General features: G+C 69.6%; 15 protein-coding genes and 2 tRNA genes. 11 read left to right on the top strand and 6 right to left on the bottom strand.

The window, feature by feature from the left end; genetic code table 11:
* The first annotated feature begins 20 nt into the window (after positions 1-20).
* Positions 21-1,178 (top strand): phosphoserine transaminase, encoded by a 1,158-nt coding sequence (locus tag J2851_RS08630; protein WP_209765754.1) that lies wholly within the window; start codon positions 21-23, stop codon positions 1,176-1,178.
* A 118-nt stretch (positions 1,179-1,296) separates the two neighbouring features.
* Here the strand turns inward: J2851_RS08630 and J2851_RS08625 are convergent, their stop codons facing one another.
* Complete coding sequence (locus tag J2851_RS08625; RefSeq protein ID WP_209765753.1) at positions 1,297-3,006, bottom strand: hypothetical protein; 1,710 nt, start codon at positions 3,004-3,006, stop codon at positions 1,297-1,299.
* Positions 3,007-3,282: 276 nt separating this feature from the next.
* Here J2851_RS08625 and J2851_RS08620 point away from each other — a divergent pair, with 276 nt between their 5' ends.
* The 4 genes from J2851_RS08620 to J2851_RS08605 all read left to right on the top strand — a co-directional run bounded on the left by J2851_RS08620 (position 3,283) and on the right by J2851_RS08605 (position 8,638).
* Entirely contained in the window at positions 3,283-4,446 is a 1,164-nt protein-coding gene (locus J2851_RS08620; protein WP_209765751.1) for an ATP phosphoribosyltransferase regulatory subunit, read from the top strand.
* A gap of 79 nt (positions 4,447-4,525) precedes the next feature.
* Positions 4,526-5,818 (top strand): adenylosuccinate synthase, encoded by a 1,293-nt coding sequence (locus tag J2851_RS08615; RefSeq protein ID WP_209765749.1) that lies wholly within the window; start codon positions 4,526-4,528, stop codon positions 5,816-5,818.
* A 267-nt stretch (positions 5,819-6,085) separates the two neighbouring features.
* On the top strand, positions 6,086-8,125 hold the full coding sequence (locus J2851_RS08610; protein ID WP_209765747.1) for a protein kinase family protein: 2,040 nt from the start codon (positions 6,086-6,088) through the stop codon (positions 8,123-8,125).
* Between the two features lie 57 nt (positions 8,126-8,182).
* Complete coding sequence (locus J2851_RS08605) at positions 8,183-8,638, top strand: hypothetical protein (RefSeq protein ID WP_246500516.1); 456 nt, start codon at positions 8,183-8,185, stop codon at positions 8,636-8,638.
* 182 nt (positions 8,639-8,820) lie between these two features.
* On the opposite strand, the gene rpoH is transcribed toward J2851_RS08605, so the two are convergent.
* Both rpoH and J2851_RS08595 read right to left on the bottom strand, forming a co-directional pair.
* Complete coding sequence (gene rpoH / locus J2851_RS08600; protein WP_209765744.1) at positions 8,821-9,705, bottom strand: RNA polymerase sigma factor RpoH; 885 nt, start codon at positions 9,703-9,705, stop codon at positions 8,821-8,823.
* 156 nt (positions 9,706-9,861) lie between these two features.
* Positions 9,862-10,884 carry an RluA family pseudouridine synthase gene (locus J2851_RS08595; protein WP_209765742.1) on the bottom strand — a complete coding sequence of 341 codons (1,023 nt, stop codon included), beginning with the start codon at positions 10,882-10,884 and terminating at the stop codon, positions 9,862-9,864.
* 46 nt (positions 10,885-10,930) lie between these two features.
* On the opposite strand from J2851_RS08595, the gene J2851_RS08590 reads away from it, so the two are divergent.
* The 4 genes from J2851_RS08590 (at position 10,931) to J2851_RS08575 (ending at position 12,560) form a co-directional block, all read left to right on the top strand.
* The gene (locus J2851_RS08590; RefSeq protein ID WP_209765740.1) at positions 10,931-11,269 is read left to right on the top strand and encodes a hypothetical protein; all 339 of its coding nucleotides are present in this window, start codon (positions 10,931-10,933) and stop codon (positions 11,267-11,269) included.
* Positions 11,266-12,303 (top strand): threonine aldolase family protein, encoded by a 1,038-nt coding sequence (locus J2851_RS08585; RefSeq protein WP_209765739.1) that lies wholly within the window; start codon positions 11,266-11,268, stop codon positions 12,301-12,303. The genes J2851_RS08590 and J2851_RS08585 overlap by 4 nt, the downstream gene beginning before the upstream one ends.
* 69 nt (positions 12,304-12,372) lie before the next feature.
* Positions 12,373-12,448, top strand: a tRNA-Glu gene (locus J2851_RS08580).
* Between the two features lie 36 nt (positions 12,449-12,484).
* Positions 12,485-12,560: transfer RNA gene (locus tag J2851_RS08575), tRNA-Glu, on the top strand.
* A 134-nt stretch (positions 12,561-12,694) separates the two neighbouring features.
* Here J2851_RS08575 and J2851_RS08570 read toward each other — a convergent pair.
* On the bottom strand, positions 12,695-13,585 hold the full coding sequence (locus J2851_RS08570; protein ID WP_246500515.1) for a transglycosylase SLT domain-containing protein: 891 nt from the start codon (positions 13,583-13,585) through the stop codon (positions 12,695-12,697).
* 666 nt (positions 13,586-14,251) lie between these two features.
* Between J2851_RS08570 and J2851_RS08565 the strand changes: the two genes are divergently transcribed.
* Positions 14,252-14,941 (top strand): sigma-70 family RNA polymerase sigma factor, encoded by a 690-nt coding sequence (locus J2851_RS08565; RefSeq protein ID WP_209765737.1) that lies wholly within the window; start codon positions 14,252-14,254, stop codon positions 14,939-14,941.
* A gap of 219 nt (positions 14,942-15,160) precedes the next feature.
* Here the strand turns inward: J2851_RS08565 and J2851_RS08560 are convergent, their stop codons facing one another.
* A complete protein-coding gene (locus J2851_RS08560) occupies positions 15,161-15,325 on the bottom strand; it encodes a DUF1328 domain-containing protein (protein WP_209765735.1) in 165 nt (54 codons plus the stop codon).
* Between the two features lie 343 nt (positions 15,326-15,668).
* Here J2851_RS08560 and J2851_RS08555 point away from each other — a divergent pair, with 343 nt between their 5' ends.
* Complete coding sequence (locus tag J2851_RS08555; RefSeq protein ID WP_209765733.1) at positions 15,669-16,589, top strand: hypothetical protein; 921 nt, start codon at positions 15,669-15,671, stop codon at positions 16,587-16,589.
* Between the two features lie 17 nt (positions 16,590-16,606).
* On the opposite strand, the gene J2851_RS08550 is transcribed toward J2851_RS08555, so the two are convergent.
* The gene (locus tag J2851_RS08550; RefSeq protein WP_307419340.1) at positions 16,607-18,610 is read right to left on the bottom strand and encodes a YjbH domain-containing protein; all 2,004 of its coding nucleotides are present in this window, start codon (positions 18,608-18,610) and stop codon (positions 16,607-16,609) included.
* Positions 18,611-18,622: the final 12 nt, after the last annotated feature.

Here is an 18,622-nt window from a genome sequence, read left to right as displayed (position 1 = left end):
TTTTGGGGAGTAGTGCCTCCATGAAGCCCGCCCGCCGGCCGTCGAACCCGCTGTTTTCCTCCGGCCCCTGCGCCAAGCGGCCGGGCTGGTCGCTGGATTCCCTGGACGGGGCGCTGCTCGGCCGATCCCACCGGTCCAAGCCGGGCAAGGCGAAGCTGAAGGAGGTCATCGACCTCACCCGCGCGGTGCTGGCCATCCCCGGCGACTACCGCATCGGCATCGTCCCGGCGTCGGACACCGGCGCGGTGGAGATGGCGCTGTGGAACCTGCTGGGCGCCCGCGGCGTGGACATGCTGGCCTGGGAGAGCTTCGGCAAGGAGTGGGTGACGGACGTCACCAAGCAGCTGAAACTGCCCGACGTGCGCCTTCTCCAGGCCGATTACGGCAAGCTTCCCGACCTGGGGCAGGCGGATTTCGGCCGTGACGTGGTCTTCACCTGGAACGGCACGACCTCGGGCGTTCGGGTGCCGAACGGTGACTGGATCCCGGATGACCGCCAGGGCCTGTCGATCTGCGACGCGACCTCGGCCGCCTTCGCCATGGACATCCCCTGGTCGAAGATCGACGTCGCCACTTGGTCCTGGCAGAAGGTGCTGGGCGGCGAGGCCGCGCACGGTATGCTGGTGCTGAGCCCGCGCGCCGTGGAACGGCTGGAGAGCTTCCAGCCCGACCGTCCGCTGCCGAAGATTTTCCGCCTGACGAAAGGCGGCAAGCTGATCGAGGGCATCTTCGTCGGCGACACCATCAACACCCCCTCCATGCTGTGCGTGGAGGACGCCATCGACGGCCTGCGCTGGGCGCTGTCCATCGGCGGCCTCCAGCAACTGGTCCGCCGGTCGGAACAGAACCTGCGCATCGTCGCGGAGTGGGCGGAGGCCAGCCCCTGGGCCGGCTTCCTCGCCACCGACCCGGCGATCCGCTCCTGCACGGCCATCTGCCTGCGCTTCACCGACCCGGACGTCACCGCGCTGAGCGCGGACGCCCAGGCGACCTTCGCCAAGAAGCTCGCGGCGTTGCTTGAGACGGAGGAGGCCGCCTTCGACGCCGGCTCCTACCGCGACGCCCCTCCGGGCCTGCGGCTGTGGGGCGGCGCCACGGTCGAGAACGAGGACATGGAAGCGGTGCTCCCCTGGCTCGACTGGGCCTTCGCGACCGTGAAGGCCGAGCTGGTCAAGTAAGGCGAGGCCAAAGCGAGGCGTCGTCGGGTTGCGCTGGCGCTCCACCCGACCTACGGCCAAGCAAATTCAAGCGTAGGTTGGGTGGAGCGCCAGCGCAACCCAACACCCACCGCCGATTTCAGGTAAACCCGGCTTCGCCCAGCAGGCGGTAGAACTCCCGCAGGGCCAGCTGGCGCTGAGTGCGGTCGGGCAGATCCTCGACGTATTTGTGCTCGAAGTTGGGCTGGCGCAGGTGGTCCACCACGCGCCGCCGCACCATGTCCAGCGCCCGGCGGCTGCGCAGCGTGCCCGGCGCGCAGAGGCCGATCAGGCGGTTGGCGCGGTGGCGCAGCGGGTCGCCGGGGTTGTCGAGATGCTCAACCACCCGGCTGTGGATGATGTAGGCGACCAGCATGTGGTCCAGATTGTCCGCGAAGCGCCGGCGCCGCTCCTCGGGCAGGGGGGCCTCGGCAATCTGGCAGTAGAGGAGCGTCAGCGTCTCCAGATTGTCCTTCACCGGCAGGCGGCGGTCGATGAAGCGGTCGAAGTCCGCCGGGTCGCCGGTCAGCGCCGTCAGCGCCGCGCCGATGTCGTCCGCGTGCTGCCGCCCCAGCTCCGTGCCGGCCAGCGCGATCAGGAAGCGCACGCGGTCGTTGGCGCCGGGAATGCCGGCGGCGACCTCGGCGATGGCCTGCCGACGGCCCGTGGCCCCGCCCGCTTCGTGGAAGCGCAGGCAGCGCAGGACGAGCGCTTCCGCCATCGGCCCGCCGCCGACGATCCCGTCGAGGGACAGCACGCGCTCCAGAACCGCCTGGAAGGCCTCCCGCTCCTTTCCCGGGTCGTGGCGGTAGAGCGGCTGGGTACCCTTCAGCTGCCGACGCACGAGGTCCAGGATGACGAGCCGCGTCTCGTCCAGGTCGTGGAAGGCGAGAAGCTCGTTCAGGTGGACGGCGCGGTCGTCCTCCGCCCGGCCGCCGGGGGCCAGACGGCCGCGCGCCAGGTCGATCAGGTTGCACAGGGCCTCCGCCAGGCTGCCCTGCATCCCCAGGAGTTCCTGCGCGACCGAGGGCGCGCCCATCACGTCGGCGATGACGCCGTCCACGACCGTCAGCGGCTCGTCGGCGAGCCCGCCGTCCTCGCGCACCAATTCGCCGAGGAAATCCAGCTTGGCGAGCCAGTTGCGCATCTGCACCAGCTCCCGCGACAGGACGACGCGGGCGAGGAAATCGCGCTCTTCCGCCGACAGCCGGGAGTTCAGCTGGTCGAACATCGGGCGGAAGCCGGTGGCGGTGATCGCCGGCAGGTCCTTGCGCGTCGCAGCCCGTTGGGCGCGGTCGCGGACCGACTCCAGCAACCCGTTCAGGGCCTCGCGGCGGCTCCGCCCGTCGCCGGCGCCCTGTTCCGCCTGCAGGACGGCCACCCGCCCCACCGCGCCGGTGACGAGGCCGTCGATCCCCAAGAGCCGGGTCAGTTCCGCGTGGTTGTGCAGGACCTCCGTCGGGGTGACGACCGCCCGTTCCACATAGTTGCGCAGCAGCCGGTTGATCGCCATGCGGCTCTGCACGCCGTAGACGTCCCCGACCGTCGTGCAGACCGGCGGCGCCTCGTCCAGCGGGGCCACGGCGACTGTCCGCGACACGGCGCGGAACTCGGCGTGGATTTCCGTTTCCACGTGCCGCCCGTCGGGACGCCGCCAGTCGCGCACCACCCGCACGCCTTCGATCTTCCCGCCGGACAGGATGCGCCGGGCATAGGACAACGCCTCCGCCTCGATGTCGAAGCGGGTGTCGAGGACCCAGTGGTCCACCTTGTAGATCTGCACCTCGAAGCTGGCGGAGGCGGCGGCCATCGCGTTGTTCGCCGATATTGGGACCCCCGATATTGCGGGGTATGCACGCGCAGGATTCGAACATTTTTCAACCGAATTCAACGGCGTTTTTCGACGGTTGCGCAGGCGGATAACCGCCCGACCGTTCTCAGCGCAGGGGAGACGGGCACGCCCTGCGGGGCTTTTCCGTTTGCATGGGACTTGGGGCTGGGGTATTGACGCGCACCGTGTGTCCGACGTTCGCCTCGACCGCGGTGCGTCGGCCCTTGCCCATTTTTTGACGAGACGACGCCGGCCATGCCCGCTGATCCCCTGAGCTCCGCCCTGTTGCCCGCCGGCCTGCACGACGTGCTGCCGCCCGAGGCGGCGCATGAAGCGGCCGCGGTGGAACGCCTGCTGGCAGACTTCACTGCGCATGGCTACCAGCGCGTCAAGCCGCCGCTGGTGGAGTTCGAGGACAACCTGCTGTCCGGCTCCGGCGCGGCTATGGCGAAGCAGACCTTCCGCCTGATGGACCCGCTGTCGCAGCGGATGATGGCCGTCCGCGCCGACATCACGCCGCAGATCGCCCGCATCGCCACCACGCGGCTGAAGAACGAATCGCGCCCGCTGCGCCTGTGCTACTCGGGCCAGGTGCTGCGCGTGAAGGGCTCGCAGCTGCGCCCCGAACGGCAGTTCACCCAGGTCGGCGTGGAGCTGATCGGCCCGCTGGAGGCCGAGGCGGACGCGGAGGTGATCCTGCTGGCCGCCCACGCGCTGGAAGGCGTCGGGGTGCAGCACCTGTCCGTGGACCTTTGCGTGCCGACCATGGTGCCGCTGGTCTGCCGCGGCCTGGGCCTCGCCGAGGAGGAGATGGCCCGCCTGCGGGCGGCGCTCGACCGCAAGGACGCGGCCGCCGTGGCGGCGGTCGGCGGGCCGGCGGCGGCGCTGCTGCAGACGCTGATGACCGCCTCCGGCCCGGCGGAGCGCGCCATGCAGGTGCTGGCCTCCCTGCCGCTGCCGGAAGAGGCGGAGAAGGACCGCCGCCGCCTGACCGACGCGCTGCGCCTGCTGCGCGCGGCGCGCCCGGATCTGGTCATCACCGTGGACCTGGTGGAGCATCGCGGCTTCGAGTACCAGACCGGCCTCAGCTTCACCCTGTTCGCGCGCGACGTGCGCGGCGAGCTGGGGGCGGGCGGGCGCTACCGCGCCGGGGGCCGCGCCGGGGAAGAGGAACAGGGCGAGCCGGCGACCGGTTTCACCCTCTACATGGACACGCTGCTGCGCGCCGTTCCGGCGCCGGCCGCGAAGAAGCGCGTTTATGTGCCGCATGGCACGTCCTGGGCCGCGGCGGGCAAGCTGCGCGCCGAGGGCTGGGTGACGGTGGTCGGGCTCGCCCCGGCGGCCGACCCGGCGGAGGAGGCGCGACGCCTGGGCTGCGGCCACCGGTTGGCCGACGGCGCGGTGACGGCGCTGGAGTAGTCGTTCCCGGATCCCTTGGCCCGAGCGGGGCGGGGACGGGCTTTCCGTTTTGATTGCGTACTTTTTTGCGGAGACACACATGGCCAACGTGGCGGTGGTCGGCGCCCAGTGGGGCGACGAGGGCAAGGGCAAGATCGTCGACTGGCTGTCCAGCCGGGCCGACGTGGTGGTGCGCTTCCAGGGCGGTCACAACGCCGGCCACACGCTGGTGATCAACGGCGTGACGTACAAGCTGAGCCTGCTGCCCTCGGGCGTGGTTCGGCCGAACAAGCTGTCGGTCATCGGCAACGGCGTCGTCTTCGACCCCTGGGCCTTCATCCGCGAAGTCACGGCGATCAAGAGCCAGGGCGTCGAGGTGTCGCCCGAGACGCTGCTGGTCGCCGAGAACGTCCCGCTGATCCTTCCCGTGCACGGCGCCATCGACCGCGCCCGCGAGGAGGCCCGCGGCGCCGGCAAGATCGGCACCACCGGCCGCGGCATCGGCCCGGCCTATGAGGACAAGGTCGCCCGCCGCGCCATCCGCCTGTGCGACCTCTCCGACGAGGCCGTGCTGAAGGAGAAGGTCGACGCGCTGCTCGCCCACCACAACCTGCTGCTCCGCGGCCTGGGTGCGGAGGAGATGAAGCCGGCCGACCTGCTCGACCCGCTGCGCGAGATCACGCCGCAGGTGCTGCCATACGCGTCGGTCGTCTGGAAGAAGCTCGACGAGCTGCGCCGCGCCGGCAAGCGCATCCTGTTCGAAGGCGCGCAGGGCCAGATGCTCGACATCGACCATGGCACGTACCCGTACGTCACCTCCTCCAACACGGTGGCCGGCAACGCCGCCGCGGGCAGCGGCATGGGCCCGCGCGCCGTGGGGTACGTGCTGGGCATCTGCAAGGCGTACACCACCCGCGTCGGCTCCGGCCCGTTCCCGACGGAGCTGTTCGACGACGTGGGCGAGCTGATCGGCCAGCGCGGCAAGGAGTTCGGCGTGGTCACCGGGCGCAAGCGCCGCTGCGGCTGGTTCGACGCCGTCATGGTCCGCCAGGCGGTGAAGACCGGCGGCATCGACGGCATCGCCATGACCAAGCTGGACGTGCTGGACGGCTTCGACGAGATCAAGGTCTGCGTCGGCTACCGCCTGGACGGGCAGGAGCTGGACTATTTCCCGGCCAACGCCGGCGCCCAGGCCCGCGTCGAGCCGATCTACGAGACCTTCGAGGGCTGGAAGGACAGCACCCACGGCGCCCGCTCCTGGGCGGAGCTGCCGGCCCAGGCGGTCAAGTACGTCCGCCATGTGGAGGAGCTGATCCAGGCCCCGGTCGCCCTGCTCTCCACCAGCCCGGAGCGCGACGACACCATCCTGATGAACGACCCGTTCCAGGATTGAGGACGTAAGCGCCGGGAGAAGGGCCCCTGCGTGGTCGCGTTGGGCCCCCCTCCCAACCTCCCCCCACCTTCGGCGGGGGGAGGGGCTGAGCGTCGGAGCGGCGGAGTTCCCTCCCTCGCCGAAGGTGGGGGAGGGTTAGGGTGGGGGCCCAGCGCGACCCCTCAAGGGGCCCAACGCCCGGCGCTTTCCACCCGTTAAGGGTTTGTTTGCCTTTTGCGCGCCTCCTATTGCGCGCACACGCTCGCAGGCTCCGGGGACAAGCAAGCCATGCCGTCCGATTCCATGACCGCCGCGGCCGCGGAACGGATGATGGCCAACGCCGACCCCGTCAGGCTGGGCGAGCGGTACGAGGTCCTGCCCAACGCGCCGCTCCAGGTTCTGAACGGCGTGGGCGGCAACGCCTTCTCCGCGCGATCGCTGCGCGACAAGCGGGCGGAGCCCTTCGCCATCATCGGGCACGGCGCGACTCTGCCGCGGACCGACATCGCCTCCACCGTGTCGAGCCTGGACAACCAGGTGCACATGCGCCTGCTCGACTGGGGCGTGGTGGACTGGCCCGCCGACCATGGGCGGCGATTCTGCCTGATCTTCGAACGGCCGGCCGGCCGTCGGCTGATGAACAGCATCACCGACGGCGTCGAGCCGATTCCCGAAGACCACCTGACCCGCCAGATCATCCACCCGCTGGTGCCCGCGCTGAAGGAGCTGTCGAGCCGCGGCGTGGTGCACGGCGCCATCCGGCCGACCAACCTCTATTACCGTGACTTGGCGTCCGGCGGGCTGATGCTGGGCGAATGCGTGTCCACGCCGCCCGGCTACGGCCAGCCGGTGCTGCTGGAGACGGTGGAGCGGGGCATGGCGGCCCCGGCCGGCCGCGGCAACGGCACGATGGCCGACGACCTCTATTCGCTGGGCGTCACGCTTCTGCTGCTCCTGCTCGGCCGCAACCCGGTGGCCCACCTGGACGAGGAGCAGATCCTCCAGGCGAAGATCGAGCGCGGGTCCTACCCGGCGCTGGTCGGCCAGATGCGCCTGCCGCTGGCGATCAACGAGGTGATTCGCGGCCTGCTGGTGGACGACCCCAAGCAGCGCTGGACCTTGCAGGACCTCGACCTGTGGGTGGCCGGGCGCCGGCTCAGCCCGAAGCAGCCGCAGGTGCCGCGCCGCGCCGCCCGGCCGCTGGAATTTCAGGGGCAGGAATACTGGCACTGCCGCACGCTGGCCCGCGCCTTCGCCAAGCACGTCGCCGCCGCCTCCACGGTGATCGAAGGCGGGGAGCTGGACAAGTGGCTGCGCCGCTCCATGGGCGACGACGCGCGGGCGGAGGCGGTCGGCAACGCCATCCAGACCGCGTCCACCGGCAAGGCCGGCAGCATGTCGGAACGGCTGGTCTCCCGCGTCGGCATGGCGCTCGACCCCACGGCGCCGATCCGCTACCGCGGCAAGGCGATGATGCCGGACGGCATCGGCACCATGCTGGCCGACGCGTTCCTGCGCGGCGAGTCGCCGCAGCCGGTGGCCGAGGTGCTGGCCAACCAGCTGCCCATGTTCTGGGTGAACGTGCAGAGCGACTTCAAGCCGGAGTTCGTGCCGATGGTGCAGAACTTCGACCAGATCCGCGCCTTCCTGGACCGCACCGCGCACGGGCTGGGCGTGGAGCGGGTGCTGTACGAGATGAACCCGACCATGCCCTGCCTCAGCCCGCTGGTCGGCAAGCAGATCCCGACCAACCCGGCGGAGTTGCTGCGCGCACTCGATTGGGTGGCGGCGGGCGGGGAGCGGCACAAGGACCCCATCGACCGGCACATCGCCGCCTTCCTGGCCGTGCGGCACAAGCGGACGGACGAGCTGCTCTACACCCAGCTCGGCTCCAGCGTGGAGCCGATGCGGCGGGTCATCGCCATGCTGACCATCCTGGCCGACGTCCAGGCCCGCACCGGCACTGATTCGCTGTCGCACCTCGCCGCCTGGGTGGTGGCGCTGCTCGATCCCGCCTTCCGGCGCTTCCACAGCCGCCCGCAGCAGGAGACCGTGCGCAAGCAGGCCGACGGTGCCGCCCACAACGGCCGGCTGGGCGAGTTGCTGAAGATCGTCGACGATCCGGAAGCGCTGCGCCGGGACAAGCTGGAGTTCGAGGCCGCCCAGATCGCCTACCGGGAGGCGGACGCGGAGATCAACAAGCTGCGGCAGACCATCGCCGACCGCGGCACGATCATCGAATCGACCGGCCGCCAGGTGGCCGCCATCGCGTCGAGCCTGCTGTCCACCCTTCTGGTGGCCGGCATCATCCTGTTCTTCGCCTTCTGAGGATTTGAGGGAGCACCCATGGCCCGCGGCGGGAAAAAGCGGAAACGCAAAGGCAGCATGCTGACGCTGATCCTGCTGATCATCCCGGCGGGGCTGGTGGTGCTGCCCACCTCGATCCTGTTCGGGGTCGGCATGATCCCGACCATCGTCGCCTACGTCACCGACCGCGATCCGGAGAAGTCGGCGCCGATCACCGTGGGCGGGCTGAACTTCTGCGGCTGCATGCCCTACGCCATCGACCTGTGGAAGCACAACCACACCATCACGGCGGCCGGCAAGATCTTCGCCGATCCCGTGGCGTGGCTGATCATGTACGGGGCGGCGGCGATCGGCTGGGCGCTCTACTACGGCATCCCGCCGGCCGTGGCGAATTTCGAGGTGATGCGGGCGGAAAAGCGCGTCGGCGCGCTGAAGCAGGTGAAGGTCGGCCTGGTCCAGGAATGGGGCCCGGACGTCGCCGGCGACACCTTCGACGATTCGGGCGGCTTCGCGCCGGGCGAGGAGCCGGCCTGACGCTAAAAGCCCCTCGCCCCTTGGGGGAGAGGGGTTGGGGTGAGGGGTCGTTACGGGCGGCAGCCCGGAATAACGCCCTCAACGCCCTTTCTTGACCGCTTTGGATGGCTTCCAGCCGGCCAGAGGCCGGCGCCACCCTCACCCCAACCCCTCTCCCGGGGCGGGAGAGGGCCTTTGAACCATTACCCCGCCAGCTTCTGCTCCAGGGCGGCGTTCTTGATGGCCTTCTGCAGCTTTTCGAAGGCGCGGACCTCGATCTGGCGGACGCGTTCGCGGCTGATGCCGTACTTCTGCGACAGGTCTTCCAGCGTGGTCGGATTGTCGCGCAGGCGACGCTCCACCAGGATGTGGCGTTCGCGCTCGTTCAGGCCTTCCATGGCGTGGGCCAGCAGCTTGCGGCGCTTGCCCAGCTCCTCGCTCTCGGCGAGCGAGATTTCCTGGTTGGCCGTCTCGTCCACCAGCCAGTCCTGCCACTCGCCCTCGCTGTCGGCGCGCAGAGGCGCGTTCAGCGAATGGTCGGGGGCGCCCAGGCGGCGGTTCATGTTGACGACGTCCTGCTCCGGCACCTCAAGGGTGGTGGCGATGTGGCGCACCTGCTCGGGCGACATGTCGCCTTCCTCGATGGCCTGCATCTGGCCCTTCAGGCGGCGCAGGTTGAAGAACAGCTTCTTCTGCGCGGCGGTCGTGCCCATCTTCACGAGCGACCAGCTGTGCAGGATGTATTCCTGGATGGCCGCGCGGATCCACCACATGGCGTAGGTGGCCAGCCGGAAGCCGCGGTCGGGGTCGAAGCGCTTGACCGCCTGCATCATGCCGACGTTGCCCTCGGAGATCAGCTCCGACAGCGGGAGGCCGTAGCCCCGGTAGCCCATGGCGATCTTCGCCACGAGCCGGAGGTGGCTGGTCACCAGCTTGTGGGCGGCGTCCGAATCCTCGTGCTCCTGCCAGCTTTTGGCCAGCATGTACTCCTCCTCCGCCGCGAGCATGGGGAACTTGCGGATTTCCTGGAGGTAGCGCGAGAGGTTGCTTTCGGAACTGATGACCGGAACGCTGGATAGTGTCGCCATGATTGACCCTCTCCGACGGCCGTTGTTCGTGCCTTCTGCCGGGCACCCGACCGTTCTTCAGTGCTGCGCCGCCACGATCGTTTCCGGATGGGAAGCTAGAGCGTGGGTGGCCGTTAACGCGAAGAATAACCGACTTCTACGCGGGGGTATAGAGTTTTATAGTGATTCTAAGGTATGGATCAAATCCCGGATGTCCGGGGGTAGACTGGTCTGGAAACGCACCTGCTCCCCCCGGGTCGGGTGCAGAAAGCTGAGCCCGACCGCGTGCAGCGCCTGCCTGGGAAAGCCAACAAACAAGCCGCGGACGGGTTCCGGAAGGGTTGAGGCGTGACGACCGCCGGCGCGTCCCGCGCGGCCCTTGCCGTAGAGCGGATCGCCGACGACGGGATGGCCGATATGCGCCATGTGCACGCGTATCTGGTGGGTCCGCCCGGTCTCCAGCACGCATTCGACGAGCGCCAGGGCGGTCCCGAACGCCTTCACCACGCGGTAGCGGGTGGCCGCGTGCTTTCCGCCGTGGGCGACCACGGCCATCTTCTTGCGGTCGGCGGTGCTGCGGCCGATGTTGCCTTCGATCCGCCCCTCCTTGGGGGAGGGGACGCCCCAGACCAGCGCCTGGTAGGTGCGGCTGAGCGATCGGCCGGAGAACTGCTCCGTCAGCGCGTGGTGCGCGCGGTCGTTCTTGGCGACCACCATCAGGCCGCTGGTGTCCTTGTCGAGTCGGTGCACGATCCCCGGGCGCTTCACGCCGCCGATGCCCGACAGGCTGTCGCCGCAATGGGCGAGCAGCGCGTTCACCAGCGTGTTGTCCGGGTTGCCGGCGGCGGGGTGGACCACCAGTCCGGCGGGCTTGTCGATCACCAGCACGTCCTCGTCCTCATAGATCACGTCCAGGGGGATGTCCTGGGCCTCTGGCTGTGCAGGTTCAGCTTCGGGGACGAAAACGTCGAAAGTTTGGCCGGGTTTGACCCTGAGGGAGGGGTCCGTTATCGTCCGCCCGCCCTCGCGCACGCAGCCCTGCTCCAGCAGCGCCTGGACGCGCGAGCGCGACAGCCCGGGCAGTCCCGCCGCGAGCGCCTTGTCGAGCCGGTCGCCGCCGGATTCGGCGGGGATCTCGTAGGTGTGGCGATCACCGCCGTTTCCGGCGTCATGGTTGCTGTTGACGGTGCGCTCGGGCATCGTTCGGCGTAACTCCTTACATTCGCGCGAGAGTGGACCCCAAACCGTGCAGTTCCTCAAGGCACTCGTCGTCATCATGGGCGTGTTGATCATCGCCGGCTTCGCGGTGATCGGCGTCGAACTCTACAAGCGCATGAACGATCCCAACCGGGGGAACCCCGGCGCCGACCCGGACCGCGTCGCGTCCGCCCCCGTCGGCCGGACGGAGGAGGTCGGGCTCGACCTGCCGGCCGGGGCGCGCATGGGTGACCCGGTCGCGGTCGGCAACCGCGTCGTCTTCCGCGTCACCATTCCCGACGGCGTGGACCGGCTCTATGTGATGGATCCGCGCTCCGGCGCCATTTCCACCACGGTCACGACTGGCAAGGCAACCAATCCGCGATGAGTTATGACTTCCGCAGCGACAACGTCGCCGGCGCGGCCCCCGAGGTCGTCAACGCCCTGGCCGCCGCCTCGGTCGGGTCGGCCGATCCCTACGGCAACGACCCCTGGTCGGACAACGTCACGCGACGCCTGTCCGACATCTTCGAGACGGAGGTTGCGGTGTTCCCCGTCGCCACGGGCACGGCGGCGAACGCGCTGACCCTGTCGGCGCTGGTGCCTCCCTACGGCGCGGTCTACTGCCACGACGAGAGCCACATCAACACCGACGAGTGCGGCGCGCCGGAGAACTTCACCGACGGCGCCAAGCTGGTCCCGCTGGCGGGTCCGGGCGGCAAGCTGGACCCGGACACCCTGACGGCGGCGCTGGGCAAGGCCGGCATCGGCGTGGTGCATCGGGTGCAGCCGGCGGCGCTCAGCCTGACCCAGGCGACCGAAGCCGGCACCGTCTACCGGCCGGAGGAGGTCGCGGCGCTGGTCGACGTGGCGCACGGCCACGGCATGGCGGTGCACATGGACGGCGCGCGCTTCGCCAACGCCATCGCCCGGCTGGGCTGCGCGCCGGCCGACGTCACCTGGAAGGTGGGCGTCGACGTGCTGGCGCTGGGCGGCACCAAGGGCGGCTGCCTGGCGGCGGAGGCGGTGGTCTTCTTCAACCCCGCCCTGGCCGAGGATTTCGGCTTCCTGCGCAAGCGGGCCGGGCACCTGGTGTCGAAGGGGCGGTTCCTGTCGGCGCAGCTCGACGCGTGGCTGGCCGACGACCTGTGGCTTCGGCTGGCGCGCCACGCCAACGCCATGGCCGATCGGCTGTCGCAGGGCCTTGCCGCGCTGCCGGGGGCGGAGCTGGCCTTCCCGGTGGAGGCCAACGAGATCTTCGTGCGCCTGCCGGCCGCCGTGGCCGACGGGCTTGAGGCGGCGGGCTACCGCTTCTACCGCTGGGACGGGACGCTGCTGCGCCTGGTCACCGCCTTCGACACGCCGCAGGCCGCCGTGGACGGCTTTCTGAAAATCGCAAAAAACCTGTCAGAAAAGGCTTGATCGGGAAGGGCGGGTTCGCTAAAAACCCGCCCACGCCGACGACGCCACGTCGTCAGACGACGAAAGACTGTCCCCTTCGTCTAGAGGCCTAGGACATCGCCCTCTCACGGCGGTAACAGGGGTTCGAATCCCCTAGGGGACGCCACTCGTTGGCTGACGGTACGAGCATCGCCCGATGAAGGTCCCCTTCGTCTAGAGGCCTAGGACATCGCCCTCTCACGGCGGTAACAGGGGTTCGAATCCCCTAGGGGACGCCATCCTCCGGCATGAACGAGCAACGGCCCGCCTTTTTGGCGGGCCGTCGTCGTTTTGGCGGTGGCCCGCCTTTCGGCGGGCTGTCGTTGACAAGTTGGCCCGCCTTTCGGCGGGCCGTTGTCGTTTCAGAACCCCGTTACCGCTTTGCGGTGGCCCGCCCCTTGGGCGAGATGCCCAGTTCGGCGACCTCCTCCTGCTTGGCGGTGACGAGGCCGGCGGAGCGTGCAACGCTGGGGTCGTGGGGGTGGCTGCGGCGCGGGTAGACGCTGCGGACCTTCTCCACATAATCCTGCGTCTCGCGGTAGGGTGGAACGCCCTTGTACTGCAGGACGGCCCCCTCGCCGGCGTTGTAGCCGGCCAGCGCCAGCGACACGTTGCCGTCGAAGTAGGCGAGCAGCCAGCGAAGGTACTTCATGCCGCCGCGCAGGTTCTGCTCCGGGTCGAAGGGCTTCGTCACGCCGAAGCGCTCCGCCGTCTCGGGGATCAGCTGCATCAGGCCCATGGCGTTCTTGTTCGACACCACGTCGACGCGGTAACCCGATTCCACCGCGATGACCGCCAGCACCAGTTCGGGGTCGAGCCCGTAGGTCGGCGCCAGCTTGGTGACCATCGTGCGGATTTCCTTGGGCGGCATGCGGATGACGCCCCAGCGGATGCTCGGCGGCTCGCAGCGGTCCGGCGCCTTCGCCTTGGCGCTGCCGCCCCGGGCGTAGGACTGCGCCTCCTCGCTGCCCAGCATCGCGGCGCGGCGCAGCCAAGACCGGCCGAGATCCTCGTCGCGCGAGACGGGGCCCTTGCCGGCCATGTGCATGCGGCCGGCCCGATAGGCCGCCTCCGCGTAATCCTGCCGGGCCGCGCGGCAATAGAGGGACAGCGCCAGCCGCTCGTCCCGGTTCACCCCGTTCCCGGCCTCGTAGCGCAAGCCAAGCTCATACTGCGCGCGGGCGCTGCCTTTGCTGGCCAGCGCCTCCAGCGCGCGCACGGTGCCGTCACCCGCACCGGCCATCGCCGTGGTTGGGGCCGCCAAGGCCGTGGCCAGCGCGATGGCACCGAGCGCTCGCCGCCCCGTTCCATAAACCTTGGCACTACCCTTTGTAGAAACCCTCGAATCGTTGGGTGTATGCGGGAAGACTGCCCCGCTAGTGCGATTGGCCGGATTCCCCCGAAAGGGACAAAAGAGTATTGTCCATTTCAGGCGGGACAGCAGCGCCGAAAGAAACACAACATCTGCTGAGGGACGGAGACGCCTACGAAAGGACAAAGAAGAACCGCTTGCTGCGGCCTCAGGGAGGGGTGAATAACACGGTTCATCGCAGGCCTTCCGCCATGCACTCCCGCAAAAGAGATTCGAGACCGGTTGGAGTACTCCAGCCGGTCTTTTCCTTTTGGGCCAAGTCATGAAGCCTCCCGAATGTGCGGGATCAATACGTTCCTCGCCAATAAAGGTTCCTGGCGCGAACGGGCGGTGCCTAGCATGTCCGAGGTAATCTCGCCAAATTGTGTGAGAACCTAGCCTTTTTCCCAACTGGCAGCCCATCCGCCCGGCCATTACGTACTGAAGGGCCAGCGAATGTCTTTGGGGAATCCGGTGATGATCCTGGCGCATTTGGCGCAAATCAGGGACCGGATCGATCCTTCCCGCGTTTCTGAGGCGCTTGAGGCTTTTGGTATTTAGGGAGGCAGTGTTCCACCGATGGCGAACCACGTCGCGAGTTCCTTGCGCCGTCCGGCGTGCGCCCCCGCGTCGCTCGATCCCGTCGCGCTCAGCCCGGTGATTGCCGGGGCCAGAGCCGATGACGACGAGTTGGATGTGGCGGCCGAGGTCGAGGAGGGTGCGGAGGTTGACGCGGAAGGTTCCGGCGCACCGTCGGCACCGCCCGATCCCGCGATCATTGCCCAGATCGAGGCCGAGATTCCGCGCCTGCGCCGTTTTGCGCGCGCCATGGTGCGCGACGCGACGCTTGCGGACGATCTTGTCCAGGAATGCCTGGAACGCGCGCTGTCCCGCCTGCACCTGTGGCGGCCGGGCAGCAATCTCCGGGCGTGGCTTTTCACGATTCTGCGAAACCTGCACATCAACGGCATCCGCCGCCGGCAGGCGGTGGTGGACATCGACGGGGAAGGGCAGGCCGCCATCGGCGCGGCGCACGGCGGCCAGTTCGTCCGGCTGGAGCTGCGCGACCTGAAGCGTGCGCTGGGCATGCTGCCGACCGAACAGCGCGAGGTGGTGCTGCTGATCGGCCTGGAGGGGATCTCCTACGGCGAGGCCGCGGACATCCTGGGAATCTCGATCGGCACCGTGAAGTCCCGCCTGTCGCGCGGGCGGCGCGCCCTGCGCCAGCTGATGGAAGGCCGCACGCCCGGGTCGGACGACGACGACTGATCCGGGGACTGATCCGGGAGACTGATCCCGCCTGGCCCCCATTCTCCCGATCCACGCACAATAAAAACCGGCAACGCTCGGGAGAGCGTTGCCGGCAGGTGCGAGGCTAACATCGAGAGGCTTTGGGGTACTCACGCGGCCGGTCCACAGAGACGAAGGACGACCGCGGGCGCCACGCGGGGGAAGTCACCCCTCCTTCGCAAAGGCGGGGTGCCGGGTCTAGCGGCGCCTGACCAGGCCCAGAATCAAGCTCGCGGCAAACAAGACGAGAAACAGGAAGAACAGGATTTGCGCAATGCCGGACGAGGCCGACGCAATCCCACCAAAACCGAGCGCGCCGGCAACCAGCGCAATGACGAAGAAAACCAGTGCCCAATAGAGCATCCTACCCTCCCTCGCTCGGCCCGAAGCGGTTCACAGCTCGTCCGACGCGCAGTCTGTTGAACGGGCAACTCTGTGAAGAGCGTTTTGTACTGTTCAGAACACTACGGCAGGACGAAGGTTCCCAAGGCTCCGCCCGGCAAAGGACTTTTCTTGGGTAGGTCCGATCCCAAACGGATAGTCCATAGCCGCAAGTGGTCACTTGACGCCTTCCGCGTGGCTTGAGCGCAACAAGAAGGCCGCGTGCGCTGTTGTCGGGGCTGAGAGCCTGCGCCACGAAGGTGCGGGCACAGGGCGTCGCTGCGGCTGTGTTCGGGCGGCGCCCCTTCGCGAGGAGAGGAATGCCATGAACACGAAGCTTTCTCTTGCCGTGATCGCCGCAACCCTGGCGGCGTCGCCGGCGGCCATGGCCCAGACCACCGGCAACACCTACCAGAACAACGCGTCGGAGTCGGGCTACGAGCGCAGCAGCCCGTCCGGCCTGCCGACCACCAGCCCGCAGGTCCGCAGCCTGCCGGGCGAGCAGCCCGATCCGTGGGAAACCAACCGCCCGACGGGCGCGCAGTCCTGGAACAGCCCGTCCTATGGGGCCGCCGGCACCAGCATGGGCCCCAACGACCGCCTGCCGCCCTACGGCAACACCTATGGCACGCCGGCCAACCCGAGCGGTCAGCGCGCCGTGACCGGGTCCGCCGGCACCGGCACCATGGAGCAGTACGATCGCGCGCCCGCCTATGGGAACACCTACGGCACGGAATCCAACCGGCGCGCCTTGTCGGACGCGGTGCCCGGCGACCTGGGCCCCAATGACCGCTCGCCCGCCTACGGCAACACCTACGGCACCGAGACCAACCGGCGCGCCATGTCCAACACCGGCGTGGTCGGCCCGGCCGGCACCATGGGCACGACCGGGACTGCCGGCAGCACGATGGGCTCGGCGGGCTCGACGGGCTCGACGGGCACGATGGGCTCGACGGGCACGATGGGCTCGACCGGCAGCATGGGCACCACCGGCGACACGCAGGGCAACCGCCAGGTGCTGATGAACGTCGACCCGAACGTCCAGGGCCGGGCCGGCCGCGGGCAGAACCGCACCGAGCTGATGCAGACCTCCCTGCTGAACTACTTCAGCGCGGCCGGCTTCACCTCGGTCCGTGACTTCCGCAAGCAGGGCCAGAACTACGTCGCCGAGGCCCAGGACCAGAACGGCCGCTGGAGCACGGTGGAACTCGACCCGCGGACGGGCACCATCGCCTCGGTCCGCTGATCCTGAGGGTTCGGTCACTACTCCATAAGGCGTGACCAGGTGCCGGCGAGGCGGCCAAAGCCCGCCGGCACCGTGGCCTCATAAAGGGGAAGCGGCTGCCGAAGCCGCTGTCCCGCGTCCCGGCCGAGCGTGCGCACGGCCACTTCCGCGGCGCCGCCGACCGGCACCAGGCCGGACGGACCGAACGGCACCACCAGCGACAGACCCTGCTCCAGCCGCCCGCCGAGGCGGCTTTGCGCGTTGTCGGGCCCCGTGGTCCAGGTCAGGTGCGCGGACAGGCGCAAGCCCCCGTCGAACACGCGCAGAAGCTCCACCGTCCCACCCCAGTCGCCGCCGAGGTAGCGGCCGGCCCGCAGGATGCCGGTGGTCGCGGCGCCCGGCGCCTCCAGATAGAGGCTGGCCTGCCCGGTCGTGCGGCCGCTCTCCGCGTCGATGCGCAGCGGATCGCCCGCCGGCCGCTTCCACACCCGGTTCAGGTCCAGCCCGGCCGCCCAGCGCGCCTCGAACGGCCGGTACAGCGCCTCGCCACCGAAGCCGCCGAACATCTCCTCGAAGTGCCCGGCCGACAGCCGCGTGGTCCAGCCATCGGCCGGGCTTGCGACCCAGGCGCCGTACAGGCGCTCCAGCTCGATCCGCGGCAGGGCGTAGAGGGGAAGGTCGCTGCGCACCGGCCGCCCGACCGGCAACGCGTTGGTGTCGAGCGCGGTGAGGTTGTCTGAGACGGCGAACCGCAGCCCGCCGCCGAGGACAATCCCGCGGGCGGGTTCCCCCGTCAGCCGGAGGTCGGTGAAACTGCGCTGGACGAAGGGCACGCCCTGCTCGAACAGGCTTGTCTCCAGCGTCGGGTGCAGGGTGAGCGACCAGCGGGACGGCCAGTCGGGAGGCGGCCCGGCGGCGTCGGAAACACGTGTGGTGCGCCAGATCTCCTCGGCGCTGCCGCGCCCGTCGGCGGCGCGCTCCACGTCGCGGCGCAGCAGGGTGACGGCGGCGCCCTCCAGACCCATGGTCCCGGTCACGACGGTCAGCCGCTCCACCTCCGCCGGCGTGCTGTCGGCCAGAATGCGGGCGGCGCGCCCGACCTCCCGCGCCAGGGGAGCCGTGCCGGCACCGGCCGGGTCGAGCCACAGCACCGCCTCACCGTCCGTCACCAGGGCCGTGCGCGCCGGAAGCCCGGCGAGGCGCGCCAACGCCACGATGTCGTCCGCGGCCATGGGGGTTCCGCCGGCCGGCCGATGCGCCACCGGCGGGGGTGGGCGGGACGAAGGCCCGCCGTCCTCCCGCGGGTCGAGGCGGGCGGAGAGACGGAGCATGGCGCGCTTGCCCTGCTCGAACCCCGCGCCGAGTTCCAGCCATTGGAAAGGGCGATAGGCGAGGCCGGCGTTGACCGGCAGGCCCGGCCGGAAGGCGGGATCCTCCTGCTGTTGCGCGCGGAAGCTGTCGCCGCTGTATTCCAGCTTGACGCTCAGCCCCTCGACCGGCGTGTGCCACTCCAGCCCGCCGAACAGGGCGGTGCGGTTTCCGGTGAACCAAGCCTGTGGCCCGCGCGAGGCGGGCTGGGTGGGGTCCCGGTCGCGCCGGAACTTGCCGCCCAGGAAGCGCAATGGATTCTTGAAATGCCCGTAGTCGCCCAGCGCGCCCCAGCCGAGCCCGACGCTGACGTCCACGTCCCACCAACGGCGGGAGGCCACCAGATACTCCCCGGCGAAGCGGCCCTTGCCGGGCAGGTCGAAGCCGGCGCCGGTCACGTCCCGCCCACCGACCGCCAGGGCGGGCCACCACTCCCCCTCCCGCAGCAGGCGGAGCTTCGCGTCGACGCCCGGCTCGCTGATCCCGTAGGGGTTCGGGTACAGCGTCTCGCGCAGGGCAACCTCCAGCCCGGGCAGCGGCTGGGCACCGACGGTCAGGTGCCGGTGCAGGTCGCCCAGGGCCGAATAGCCGCCGGTGACCGTGCCGTCCGGCAGCAGGCGGGCGGTGGGGGTTTGCAGCAGCCCCACCGTTCCCCAATCCGACAGCGTCGGCACGAGCCCCTCCGC

Origin of the sequence: Azospirillum rugosum, from assembly GCF_017876155.1 — a bacterium.
GTDB lineage: Bacteria > Pseudomonadota > Alphaproteobacteria > Azospirillales > Azospirillaceae > Azospirillum > Azospirillum rugosum.
This window is presented reverse-complemented; position numbering and strand designations above follow the sequence as displayed.

What these genes read in the sequence shown, in the direction of transcription:
- J2851_RS08630 (WP_209765754.1), top strand. Translation starts at nt 21, where the DNA reads ATGAAGCCCGCCCGCCGGCCGTCGAACCCGCTGTTTTCCTCCGGCCCC.
- J2851_RS08625 (WP_209765753.1), bottom strand. Translation starts at nt 3,006, where the DNA reads ATGGCCGCCGCCTCCGCCAGCTTCGAGGTGCAGATCTACAAGGTGGAC.
- J2851_RS08620 (WP_209765751.1), top strand. Translation starts at nt 3,283, where the DNA reads ATGCCCGCTGATCCCCTGAGCTCCGCCCTGTTGCCCGCCGGCCTGCAC.
- J2851_RS08615 (WP_209765749.1), top strand. Translation starts at nt 4,526, where the DNA reads ATGGCCAACGTGGCGGTGGTCGGCGCCCAGTGGGGCGACGAGGGCAAG.
- J2851_RS08610 (WP_209765747.1), top strand. Translation starts at nt 6,086, where the DNA reads ATGCCGTCCGATTCCATGACCGCCGCGGCCGCGGAACGGATGATGGCC.
- J2851_RS08605 (WP_246500516.1), top strand. Translation starts at nt 8,183, where the DNA reads ATGCTGACGCTGATCCTGCTGATCATCCCGGCGGGGCTGGTGGTGCTG.
- rpoH (WP_209765744.1), bottom strand. Translation starts at nt 9,705, where the DNA reads ATGGCGACACTATCCAGCGTTCCGGTCATCAGTTCCGAAAGCAACCTC.
- J2851_RS08595 (WP_209765742.1), bottom strand. Translation starts at nt 10,884, where the DNA reads ATGCCCGAGCGCACCGTCAACAGCAACCATGACGCCGGAAACGGCGGT.
- J2851_RS08585 (WP_209765739.1), top strand. Translation starts at nt 11,266, where the DNA reads ATGAGTTATGACTTCCGCAGCGACAACGTCGCCGGCGCGGCCCCCGAG.
- J2851_RS08565 (WP_209765737.1), top strand. Translation starts at nt 14,252, where the DNA reads ATGGCGAACCACGTCGCGAGTTCCTTGCGCCGTCCGGCGTGCGCCCCC.
- J2851_RS08560 (WP_209765735.1), bottom strand. Translation starts at nt 15,325, where the DNA reads ATGCTCTATTGGGCACTGGTTTTCTTCGTCATTGCGCTGGTTGCCGGC.
- J2851_RS08555 (WP_209765733.1), top strand. Translation starts at nt 15,669, where the DNA reads ATGAACACGAAGCTTTCTCTTGCCGTGATCGCCGCAACCCTGGCGGCG.